11 protein-coding genes are annotated in these 10,808 nt (G+C 32.0%); all 11 read left to right on the top strand.

Features of this window, described 5'->3' with window-relative positions:
* The first annotated feature begins 25 nt into the window (after nucleotides 1–25).
* Nucleotides 26–556: a helix-turn-helix domain-containing protein gene (locus HMPREF9129_RS08100; RefSeq protein WP_004822395.1), complete on the top strand. Its 531-nt coding sequence runs from the start codon at nucleotides 26–28 to the stop codon at nucleotides 554–556.
* Between the two features lie 9 nt (nucleotides 557–565).
* Nucleotides 566–1,597 (top strand): ABC transporter ATP-binding protein, encoded by a 1,032-nt coding sequence (locus tag HMPREF9129_RS08095; RefSeq protein ID WP_004822394.1) that lies wholly within the window; start codon nucleotides 566–568, stop codon nucleotides 1,595–1,597.
* Nucleotides 1,594–2,421 carry an ABC transporter permease gene (locus tag HMPREF9129_RS08090; RefSeq protein ID WP_004822393.1) on the top strand — a complete coding sequence of 276 codons (828 nt, stop codon included), beginning with the start codon at nucleotides 1,594–1,596 and terminating at the stop codon, nucleotides 2,419–2,421. Before HMPREF9129_RS08095 ends, HMPREF9129_RS08090 begins: the two co-directional genes overlap by 4 nt.
* A complete protein-coding gene (locus tag HMPREF9129_RS08085; RefSeq protein ID WP_004822391.1) occupies nucleotides 2,418–3,197 on the top strand; it encodes an ABC transporter permease in 780 nt (259 codons plus the stop codon). The genes HMPREF9129_RS08090 and HMPREF9129_RS08085 overlap by 4 nt, the downstream gene beginning before the upstream one ends.
* Nucleotides 3,198–3,207: 10 nt before the next feature.
* A complete protein-coding gene (locus HMPREF9129_RS08080) occupies nucleotides 3,208–4,251 on the top strand; it encodes an ABC transporter substrate-binding protein (protein WP_004822390.1) in 1,044 nt (347 codons plus the stop codon).
* 166 nt (nucleotides 4,252–4,417) lie between these two features.
* Nucleotides 4,418–4,873 (top strand): CtsR family transcriptional regulator, encoded by a 456-nt coding sequence (locus HMPREF9129_RS08075; protein ID WP_004822388.1) that lies wholly within the window; start codon nucleotides 4,418–4,420, stop codon nucleotides 4,871–4,873.
* Between the two features lie 9 nt (nucleotides 4,874–4,882).
* Nucleotides 4,883–5,383: a UvrB/UvrC motif-containing protein gene (locus HMPREF9129_RS08070; protein WP_004822385.1), complete on the top strand. Its 501-nt coding sequence runs from the start codon at nucleotides 4,883–4,885 to the stop codon at nucleotides 5,381–5,383.
* On the top strand, nucleotides 5,380–6,351 hold the full coding sequence (locus HMPREF9129_RS08065; RefSeq protein ID WP_004822383.1) for an ATP--guanido phosphotransferase: 972 nt from the start codon (nucleotides 5,380–5,382) through the stop codon (nucleotides 6,349–6,351). Before HMPREF9129_RS08070 ends, HMPREF9129_RS08065 begins: the two co-directional genes overlap by 4 nt.
* Before the next feature lie 3 nt (nucleotides 6,352–6,354).
* Nucleotides 6,355–8,802: an ATP-dependent Clp protease ATP-binding subunit gene (locus tag HMPREF9129_RS08060; RefSeq protein ID WP_004822382.1), complete on the top strand. Its 2,448-nt coding sequence runs from the start codon at nucleotides 6,355–6,357 to the stop codon at nucleotides 8,800–8,802.
* Nucleotides 8,774–10,123, top strand: coding sequence for a DNA repair protein RadA (gene radA / locus HMPREF9129_RS08055; protein ID WP_004822379.1), 1,350 nt, complete (start codon nucleotides 8,774–8,776; stop codon nucleotides 10,121–10,123). The genes HMPREF9129_RS08060 and radA overlap by 29 nt, the downstream gene beginning before the upstream one ends.
* A gap of 277 nt (nucleotides 10,124–10,400) precedes the next feature.
* Nucleotides 10,401–10,583 carry an IS3 family transposase gene (locus tag HMPREF9129_RS12860; protein WP_004822376.1) on the top strand — a complete coding sequence of 61 codons (183 nt, stop codon included), beginning with the start codon at nucleotides 10,401–10,403 and terminating at the stop codon, nucleotides 10,581–10,583.
* The last annotated feature ends 225 nt before the right edge of the window (nucleotides 10,584–10,808 follow it).

Genomic DNA, 10,808 nt, shown 5'->3' with positions numbered 1-10,808 from the left:
GTAAAAAGTTTTAGTGGTGGTGTACATGGATATAGGAAGTAAGATAAAGAATTTAAGAGTTCAACAAGAGCTGACTCAAGAAGAACTTGCAGACAGGTCTGAACTTACAAAGGGATTTATTTCTCAACTTGAGAGAAACTTAACTTCTCCCTCAGTAGCCACATTAATTGATATCCTTGAAGCACTGGGAACGACGCCGATTGAATTTTTTTCGTCTGATAAGGAAGAAAAAATTGTATTTACGGCTGATGATCAATTTGTGAGTGAGAAGGAAGATTATGTTATTAACTGGGTTGTGCCAAATGCACAGAAAAATTTGATGGAGCCGGTTGTTATAGAGTTAGAAAAAGGTGCAGTATCCAAAAAGAATCCTCCGTTTGAAGGAGAGGTATTTGGATATGTGGAGAAAGGTAAAGTAAAATTAATATTTGGTGATAAAAAGTACAAACTAAAGAGAGGAGATACTTTTTATTTCAAGGCAGATAGTGAATTTTATATTGAAAATGGAGAAACTTTAGCGAAGGTATTGATGGTGAGCTCTCCGCCACATTTTTAAGGAGGATTCATGAGCGAATATGTAATTAATTTAAAAAATATAAATAAGAGTTATGGCGATGTGCAAATTTTAAAAGATTTTAATTTGCAAGTTGTAAAGGGAGAGTTTTTGACATTGCTTGGCCCAAGCGGATGTGGAAAGACAACCACTCTTAGAATTATTGGAGGATTTGAAACTCCTGAATCAGGACAAGTTATATTTGAGGGAAAAGATATAACTAATCTTGAACCATATCAAAGAAATATAAACACAGTATTTCAAAATTATGCATTATTCCCACATTTAAATGTTTTCGACAATGTAGCTTTTGGTCTTAGAATTAAAAAGTTGCCAGAGAGCGAAATAAAAGAAAAAGTGGAAAAGACATTAAAAATTGTGAACTTAGCTAATTTCTCTAAGAGAAAAATAACTTCTCTTAGTGGTGGGCAACAACAGAGAATCGCAATTGCAAGAGCATTGGTAAACGAACCGGAGGTAATATTGTTAGATGAGCCTTTGGGAGCATTGGACTTAAAGTTAAGACAAGAAATGCAAGTTGAACTTAAAAAGATTCAACAAGAAGTTGCAATCACTTTTATATATGTAACTCATGACCAAGAAGAAGCTCTTTCTATGTCAGATAAGATAGTGGTAATGAATGAAGGACGTATTGAGCAATACGGAACTCCTATAGATATATATAATGAGCCAAAGAACGCTTTTGTTGCAGATTTTATCGGAGAAAGTAATATTATTTCTGCTGTTATGAAAGAAGATTACAAGGTTGAATTCTTAGGACATGTATTTGATTGTGTCGACACTGGATTTTCTAAAAATCAAGAAGTTGAAGTTGTGGTTCGACCTGAAGATATAGACCTTGCGGAAACTGGTATGATTTATGGTACAGTTATTTCAGAAGTATTCAAAGGTGTGCACTATGATATAGAAGTTCAAGTTGGGGATTATATAATGTTGGTTCAATCTACAGATAGTAGAGAGATAGGGTCAAATGTTGGAATAAGTGTAGACCCTGATTTGATACATGTAATGGGTGAGAAATGAAAAAATATTCGTATGTTTATGCACTCTGGGCTGCAATATTTATAGTTTTTCCAATAATTCTTATATTTATGTATTCTTTCAACGGCAGTTCTTCAATGGGATTTGAAAATTTTGAATTTTCATTGGCAAATTATAAAAGTTTTTTTGAGCCGTTGTATTTAAAAATTTTGGGAATATCAGTAGGAGTTGCTCTTTTATCTACAGTAGTTTGTCTATTGATAGGCTATCCGGTAGCTTATATAATAGCTAATTTAAAACCAAGTATAAGACAGAATGTAATACTTTTATTCATAATTCCAATGTGGATGAACTTTTTGTTGAGAACTTATGCGTGGCTTACTATTTTGGGGAATAATGGACTTTTAAATAAAGCATTTGCATTAATAGGTTTGGGACCGTTTGATTTAATGTACAATATGAATGCTGTTATGATAGGTATGATTTATAATTTCTTACCTTTTATGGTACTTCCTATATATACTATACTTCTAAAAATAGATAAAAATCTTTTAGACGCAGCAAGTGACTTAGGGGCAAATAAATTTAAAGTTTTCACAAAGGTAATATTGCCTTTGTCTTTGCCGGGAGTTTATACGGGAATTACAATGGTATTTATACCAGCTATTTCAACATTTGTAATTTCAAACTTACTTGGTGGACACAATATTTATCTAATAGGAAACTTGATTGACCAACAATTCTCATTTACAGGAAATTGGGGATTTGGTTCAGCGGTTTCAATGATATTGATATTTATACTTCTGATAATTATGGGAGTTAATAAAATATTTGATAAAAATCATGAAGGAGGTAATATATTTTGAGAAAAATAATAGATAAGTTTTATCTCGTTCTAATTTTTATATTTTTATACGCACCAATAGTTACATTGATGGTATTTTCTTTTAATGACTCCAAGCTAAAAGGTAAGTGGGCAGGGTTTACTCTGAGATGGTATAAAAATTTATTTACCGATCCAACTATCTTAGAAGCTTTAAAAAATACTTTGATAGTAGCTTTAATAGCAACAGTAGTCGCAACTGTATTGGGAACTATTGCCGCAATAGGAATAAATGAGTTAAGAGGATTTAAAAAAAGTATGTTATTAGATGTTAACTACTTGCCAGTTTTGAATCCTGACATTGTAACAGCGGTTTCTCTTATGGGACTTTTTGGTTTTCTACATTTGAGATTTGGTCTTTTAACAATGACTATCTCACATATTGTGTTTTGTACTCCGTATGTGATTTTGTCTGTTTTACCTAAGCTTGGTCAAATGGATAAGAATACCGTAGAAGCTGCACTTGACTTGGGAGCTACGCCCTCACAAGTTATAACAAAAGTTATAATTCCTCAGATAAGACCGGGAATTGTTACAGGAGCTTTGATGGCATTTACATTATCACTTGATGATTTTGTAGTAAGTTATTTTAATACAGGACATGGTGTATCAAATCTATCAATAACAATATATGCTATGGCGAGAAAAGGTATAAATCCGTCTATTAATGCAATGTCAACTATAATGTTTATCGCATTGTTGATATTGTTGTTAATAATAAATAGGAATCCCGGGAATAGGGAAAATATTAATTTTTAAGGAGTGTTAAATGAAAAAAGTTTTAGTATTGCTTTCAATTATGACTATGCTGATGTTAGTGGCATGTGGTGGTGGGACTAAGGAATCCATCAATGTTTACAATGCAGGAGAATATATAGACCCTGAAACCATAAAGATGTTCGAAAATGAAACGGGTATAAAAGTTGTGTATGATACATTTGCATCAAATGAAGATTTATATGTAAAGCTTACACAAGGAGCAGACCAATATGATGTAGTAGTACCATCTGATTATATGATAGAACGTCTAATAAAAGAAGATAGACTTGAAAAATTAGATTTTTCAAAGATATCTAATTCGGAAAAAATAAATGCTCGATTTAAAAATCCTGAATATGATCCTACAAATGAATATAGCATTCCTTATTTCTCAGGGACTTTAGGAATAGTTTATAACAAGACTATGGTGGCTAAGCCAATCACTTCTTGGGCAGATCTTTGGGATGTGACAAACAAGGGTCAAATAATTATGTATGATTCACAAAGAGATTCTATAGCAGTTGCACTTGCAAAATTGGGATATTCTCTAAATTCGACTAATCCTGAAGAATTACAAGCAGCTAAAAAAGCTCTAATAGATCAAAAACCTCTTGTTTCAGCATATTTAACAGATAATGCCAGAGATGTTGTTGTACAAGGTGAAGCAGCTATGGCAGTTATGTACTCAGGAGATGCTGCGCTTATGATAAGCGAAAACCCGGATTTAGATTATGTTGTTCCAGATGAGGGTTCTAATCTTTGGGTAGATGCATTTGTAATTCCTAAGGGAACGCAACATAAAGAAGCTGCTGAAAAATTTATAGACTTTATGTCAAAACCAGAAATATCAGCTAAAAATGCAGAATATTTAGTAGGCTTTACATCTCCAATTGATGGAGTTAAAGAATTTTTACCGGAAGAACTTTCAAAATCTGAAGTTGCTTATCCAGATTATACAAAGCTTCCTAAATTAGAAACATTTAGAGATTTAGGAGAAAATGTTGACCTTTACGACAGAGTTTGGACGGAAGTTTCAGCTACAATGAGTAAATAAAAATTAAAAGTCAGCTTTCCAAGAGAGCTGGCTTTTTATTTAAACTTACAATTATAGTGCGAAACTTTACAAATTCATAGTTTAGTGCTATGATATTAAAACAATTAAAAAGAATAGGGAAAAATTTTTTTAATCAAAAAGACAAAGATGGTCAGAGGATGATGAAATGGCAAAACTATCAAATTCAATTGAAGAATTTATAAATACATTATTAGAAGATGGAGATGGAACTTTAGAAATTCAAAGAGCTTTAATTGCGGATAGGTTTAACTGTGCGCCTTCACAAATTAATTATGTCTTAACTACAAGATTCACTCCCTATAAGGGATACTATGTTGAGTCAAGACGTGGTGGAGGAGGATATATAAGGATTGTAAGAGTTCAGGTTGAAAATGAAAAGTCAACACTACAAATTTTTATTGATGAAATTGGGAATTCCATCACAAAAGATAAAGCAGATCAGTTAATTGACGAGCTTTTGAAAAGAGAGTACATCAATAGAAGAGAGTATGAAATCATTAAAGTAAGTATAAGCGACAGGTCTCTTGGTATGAGTGGAGATTTTAAAAATGAGGTTAGAGCAAGTATTTTAAAAAATATAATACTTGTAGTATTCAGTTAGGAGGTAGCTATGCTTTGTGATAGTTGTAAAGAAAATGAAGCTATAATTTCATATACCAAAATGTCTGGGAATAATGTTGAAGAAGTTCATTTATGTGCTACTTGCGCTGAAAAGAAAATGAAAGAGGATTTAACGTTTAATCAAGCTATAAGTAGCCAAGTAGATTCTTTTTTAAAAGAATTATTTAAGTTGACTGGAAATTTCGATAAAGAAATAATAAAGAAATCTTGTCCAAATTGTGGGACTACATTTGATGAGTTTGAGAAAAATCATTTGGGTTGTGAAAGTTGTTATGAAACTTTCAGCTCAGAACTTTCAAGTATGTTAAATAACTTGAAGTATGCTTCAAAGCACAAGGGTAAAATTCCACAATCAGCAGACATAGCTATATCTATGAGAAGAGAAGAGGAAGAGCTTGAGGCGAGTTTAAGACAAGCTATTGAAAGTGAAGAATATGAAAAGGCTGCGATTATTAGGGATAGAATAAAAGAAATAAGGGAGAGTAAATGATAGTTCTAAAAACTGAAGTTAAAATTTTTAGAAATATAAGTGGATTTAATTTTGTAGATAAAATAGATATAAAATCAGCAGAAGAAATAGAGAATAAAGTTACTGAAACACTATTTCCTTTAGGTTATGAGTTGAGAAAAACTAAGGAAATGAATTCTTTAGATAAACTTAAGCTATATGAATCTTACAATGCAACGGGAGATATTTTTAAAAATGAGCTTATTTCAGGAATATACACGAGCTCACAAAAGCCAAATGTATTTTTAAATGATTCAGACCATATTGTTATTCAAAGCATGTCAGACGGTTTGGAATTGGAGAAAATATATGATAATGCAGATAAATTAGATGATTTTATAGCTGAGAAAGTTAAATTTGCATATTCTGAAAAATTTGGTTTTTTAACATCCAATCCTAATCTATGTGGGAATGGAATGAGCGCAAGTGTCTTACTACATTTACCAGCTACCTCTTATTTTGGGAATGATTCTTTGATAGGAAGTTTAAAGAGATTGGGATATCGTGTTGATAGATTAAACAGTGAAAGAGGTTCAATAGACTCTATACTAAAATTATCTCCAGATAGAACAATAGGAATTACAGAAAAAGAGTATATAAATAAACTCAATAATATAACTAAAGAGATAGTGGACATGGAAGAACAAAATAGAAAGAACTTGTATCTAGATCATTCTATTGAATTAGAGGACATAGCCAACAGAGCTTTAGGTACACTATCTTGTTGTAGAATGATAAGTGAAAATGAAGTAATAGAAAAGCTGTCAGATTTATTTATGGGAATAGAACTATCTGTTTTTAAGCCAAAGATAAATTTGAATTTAGCTGATACAATTTCAAAGTTTAAAAATGGGAGATTACAAATTCAAACGGGTTCACTCTTAGATATGAAGTCAAGAGATGTACTCAGGGCGAAAGAAGTAAGAAAGATGATGAAGGAGGTCTTTTAAAAGATGAATATATTTGGGAAATTCACAGAAAAAAGTCAAAAGGCCATATTGTTTGCACAAAATGAAGCTAGAGATGCGAGATTAAATTATGTTGGTTCTGAGCACCTTATGCTTGGAATAATTAAAGAAGGAACAGGCACAGGGGCGAGAATCCTAAAGAGTTTGGGCTTGACCTATGAAAGTGTAAAATTGGCAACGTATGAGATAGTTACAAAGGGCAATGAAGTTGTCAACGGGAATTTAATATATACACCAAGAACTAAAAAGATATTTGAATTGTCTTATGAAGCGGCAAAAGAAGATGATTTAGAAACTATTGGAACTGAACACATTTTACTTGGAATTTTAAGAGAGGGTCAAGGAATAGCTGTATTAGTTCTTAGAAGACTTGGGATTGACGCTAAAGTTTTGGAAGAAAGTATATTGAATACAGAAATAGAGGATGAAGATTTAGATGGGACCTCAGAATCTGAAACAACATTGGAAAAGTATACTACCAATTTAAATAAAAAATCAGCAGAGGGAAAGATTGATCCGGTCATAGGTAGAGAAACAGAGATTAGAAGAGTTATTCAAGTTTTATCTAGAAGAAAGAAAAACAATCCGGTTTTAATTGGAGAACCCGGCGTCGGTAAAACAGCAATAGCTGAAGGGCTTGCTCAAAAGATAAATGATGGAGAAGTTCCTGAAATAATGGCAAATAAAGTTATAAGAACTTTGGATGTTTCCGGTCTTATAGCGGGTGCAAAATATAGAGGAGACTTTGAAGAACGTTTAAAAAATGTAATTGATGAAGCTATAGAAGATAAAAATACCATTTTGTTTATTGATGAGCTACACGTAATAATAGGGGCCGGAGCTGCTGAAGGAGCTATGGATGCGTCAAACATTTTAAAGCCTATGTTGACTAAAGGAGAGCTACAAATAATTGGAGCTACTACTATAAATGAATATAGAAAGCATATTGAAAAAGATACAGCTTTTGAAAGAAGACTTATGCCAATCAGCGTAAAAGAACCTTCAGTAGAAGACTCAATCGACATAATAATTGGACTTAAAGAAAAATATGAAGAACATCACAATGTAACTATACCGGACGAGGTAATAGAGAGTGCAGTTAAGTTATCAAATAGATATTTAACTGACAGATTTTTACCTGATAAGGCAATTGACTTAATAGATGAAGCTGCTTCTAAACTTAAAATTCAATCATACAAGACTCCAAAATATGTAAAAGAATTTGAAGATAAACTAAAAGATTTGGATATTGAAAAGAATAGAGCAGTAGAAGAACAGAAATTTGAGCTGGCAGCTCAATTGAGAGATGAAGAAAGACAGCTTAGAAAAGAGTTTGAAAATAGAAAGAGTGAAGAGAAAAAATCTGAAAACAAACTTGAAATAAGTAAAGAAGATATTGCCATAATAGTCTCTGAATGGAGTAAAGTGCCAGTTACTGAGATGACGCAAGAAGAAAATAAAAAATTAATAGATTTAGATGCTAATTTAAAATCTAGAGTAAAGGGACAAGATGAAGCTATAAATTCAGTATCGAAAGCTATAAAGAGAGCCAGAATTGGCTTGAAAGATCCAAATAAACCTATAGGAAGTTTTATCTTCGTTGGTCCTACTGGAGTTGGGAAAACATATCTTGCGAAGAGTTTGTCTAATGAATTGTTTGGCTCAGAAGATAATCTTTTGAGAATAGATATGTCTGAGTATATGGAAAAGCATACTGTTGCCAAGCTAGTGGGTTCACCTCCGGGGTATGTTGGGTATGATGAAGGTGGACAATTAACAAACGCAGTTAGAAGCAACCCATATACTGTAGTGTTGTTTGATGAAATTGAAAAAGCTCATCCAGATGTATTTAACATACTGTTACAAATTCTTGATGAGGGTCGTCTAACGGATTCTAAGGGAAGGACTGTAAGTTTTAAAGATACAGTTATCATAATGACTTCAAATGTTGGAGCATCAAGACTTAGAAATAAGAGTTCAATGGGATTCTCCACAGGAGATAAATCTAAAGAAGAATACGAAAATATGGTTAAAATTGTAAAAGAAGCAATGAAGCAAACTTTTAAACCTGAGTTTTTAAATAGGTTAGATGAAGTCATCGTATTTAGAGAATTAGATTTAAAACAAATTACAGAAATTGTAAAGACAATGCTTGATAAGTTAAAACAAAGATTTTCTGAAATGGATATAAAGGCAGAATTTACTAATAAACTTGCAACTCATATTGCAAAAGAAGGATATGATCCAGAGTTTGGAGCTCGTCCTCTTGAAAGAGCTATCAGAAGCAGCGTAGAAGATATTTTTGCAGAAAAATTGCTTCAAGGAGAATTTGCTAAGGGAGATTCAATAAAAGTTGATTACAATAGGAAAGTAACTTTTAAAAAACTTAAAGAGGCAAAGAGAGATGAAGAAAAAGACATCTTACAAGTGTAGTAATTGTGGCTATACTTCAAATGGATTTTTTGGAAAGTGTCCAGGGTGTGGAGAATGGAATACTCTAATAGAAGTTGATGAAAGTCCAAAATCATCTAAGTTATTAGAAAATAAGGAAAATGCACGTCCTCTTGGGGAGGTTAAAGTAAGAGACTCTGAAAGAGTACAAACTGAAATAGAAGAATTTAATAGAGTTATGGGAGGTGGGATCGTAAGAGATTCCATCTCAATAATAACGGCAAAACCGGGTGCAGGTAAATCTACATTATTACTTCAAGTTGCAAATGATTTAGCAACTAAGGGATTTAAAATATTATACGCTTCAGGAGAAGAATCAGAATCTCAAATAAGAAGCAGAGCCGATAGAATTTTAGCCAATATATCCCAAAATTTGTTTGTCTATTCAACTAATGTTATGGATTATTGTCTAGAAGAAATAGATAGAATAGACCCGGATTTTATAATAATAGATTCTATACAGACATTTATTTTAAGAGAGATACAATCAAGGCCTGGCGCTCCCACTCAAGTAATGGAATGTGCTCATAGAATGGTAGAAGTTGCAAAAGGTAAACGACCAAGGATGGTATTTTTAGTTGGTCAGATGACAAAGGAAGATGAGTTAGCAGGAGTTCGTGCATTAGAACATCTTGTTGACACAGTAATTTTGTTAGAGAGTGAAAATAATGAACAATTACGCTCTTTAGTGGCTACCAAAAACAGATATGGTTCTACAGGAGAGATGGGATTTTTCATAATGGACGAAAAAGGACTTGTCTCATTAGATAATCCGTCAGAATATTTTATGACAGAGAGAAAACAAGGAGAAGAATTGCCTGGTTCAGCACTTTCTGTAGTGAGAGAAGGGACTAGACCTATAATACTTGAGATAGAAGCTTTAGCTTCAAGTAGCTTTTTGCCATACCCTTCAAGAATTTCAGAGTGTATGAGGAGAGAACACTTAAATACTTTAATTTCAATTTTAGAGCAGAGAGCCAATATGAAATTAATGGATAAGAATGTAGTTATAAAGACTACAGGCGGAATAAAATTAAAAGAAACAGCTTCAAACTTGGCAGTAATGATGAGTATATTTTCGTCATTAAAAAATATATCTATAGATACTCAAACTATTTTTATTGCTGATGTGGGACTGACTGGAGAGCTTAAAGGCGTTCCATCAATTGATGAAAGAATTAAAGAAGCTGAGAGGATGGGATTTAAAAGAGTTTTTACATCTCCCGGTAAATATAAAAAGAGTAAACTTCAAATAATTGAATGTAAGACAATTTCAGAAGTCATTAATAAGTTACAAAAATAATTTAAAGTAATACCTATTTGAACTGAACCCAAGAAGTGAGATTTAAAAATTCAACTTTTAAAGATCAATTTTTCATGTCAAAATATAGTAAAATTTTACTTGAGATGAAGGTAAAAAAGGAGAGAATGACTATTATAATTCATTCATTAAGAGAAAAATTTAAATTAAAAGGCTTGATTAAGAAACTAAATTTTCCAAAATTAACATACATGTATTGGCAAAAAAGATTCTATAGAAAAAATAAAGAAGAGTATTTACAAGAACGTATTAAGTCCATATGCAAAATAATTTAAACTATGGCTATAGAAGAATACAGACCATGCTTAAACGAATCGGACTGCTAGTAAATAAGAAGAAATTTCAAAGACTCATTCAAATGGAGAATTTCTTTGGAATATTAAAGCAAGAAATTTACTATGGTAAACATTTAGGTCTTTTAACGAGCTTAAAAATTGTATAGAAAATTAAATACAGATTAGTTGCTATTTACCTTAGAGGAAATGTTGGGGACAAAAAACCAGAGACAAATATTTTTTAATGTCTCTGGTGTAAAGCCCCACTTTTTGTGGTAACCTTAATTTTTTATTAAGTTTAGCCTTTATTTTTTGTTTTTATTATTTAAATCTTTTTCTAGTGTACTAGTTAAGTCTGTACTGTATACTGACAAAATTCCAATGTCTTCAAC

The sequence above is a fragment of the Peptoniphilus indolicus ATCC 29427 genome, assembly GCF_000227315.1.
GTDB lineage: Bacteria > Bacillota > Clostridia > Tissierellales > Peptoniphilaceae > Peptoniphilus > Peptoniphilus indolicus.
Note: the sequence above shows the minus strand (reverse complement) of the source record. Positions and strands in the feature narration are given on the sequence as shown.

What these genes read in the sequence shown, in the direction of transcription:
- radA (WP_004822379.1), top strand. Translation starts at nt 8,774, where the DNA reads ATGAAGAAAAAGACATCTTACAAGTGTAGTAATTGTGGCTATACTTCA.
- HMPREF9129_RS08095 (WP_004822394.1), top strand. Translation starts at nt 566, where the DNA reads ATGAGCGAATATGTAATTAATTTAAAAAATATAAATAAGAGTTATGGC.
- HMPREF9129_RS08060 (WP_004822382.1), top strand. Translation starts at nt 6,355, where the DNA reads ATGAATATATTTGGGAAATTCACAGAAAAAAGTCAAAAGGCCATATTG.
- HMPREF9129_RS08075 (WP_004822388.1), top strand. Translation starts at nt 4,418, where the DNA reads ATGGCAAAACTATCAAATTCAATTGAAGAATTTATAAATACATTATTA.
- HMPREF9129_RS08090 (WP_004822393.1), top strand. Translation starts at nt 1,594, where the DNA reads ATGAAAAAATATTCGTATGTTTATGCACTCTGGGCTGCAATATTTATA.
- HMPREF9129_RS08080 (WP_004822390.1), top strand. Translation starts at nt 3,208, where the DNA reads ATGAAAAAAGTTTTAGTATTGCTTTCAATTATGACTATGCTGATGTTA.
- HMPREF9129_RS12860 (WP_004822376.1), top strand. Translation starts at nt 10,401, where the DNA reads ATGCAAAATAATTTAAACTATGGCTATAGAAGAATACAGACCATGCTT.
- HMPREF9129_RS08070 (WP_004822385.1), top strand. Translation starts at nt 4,883, where the DNA reads ATGCTTTGTGATAGTTGTAAAGAAAATGAAGCTATAATTTCATATACC.
- HMPREF9129_RS08100 (WP_004822395.1), top strand. Translation starts at nt 26, where the DNA reads ATGGATATAGGAAGTAAGATAAAGAATTTAAGAGTTCAACAAGAGCTG.
- HMPREF9129_RS08065 (WP_004822383.1), top strand. Translation starts at nt 5,380, where the DNA reads ATGATAGTTCTAAAAACTGAAGTTAAAATTTTTAGAAATATAAGTGGA.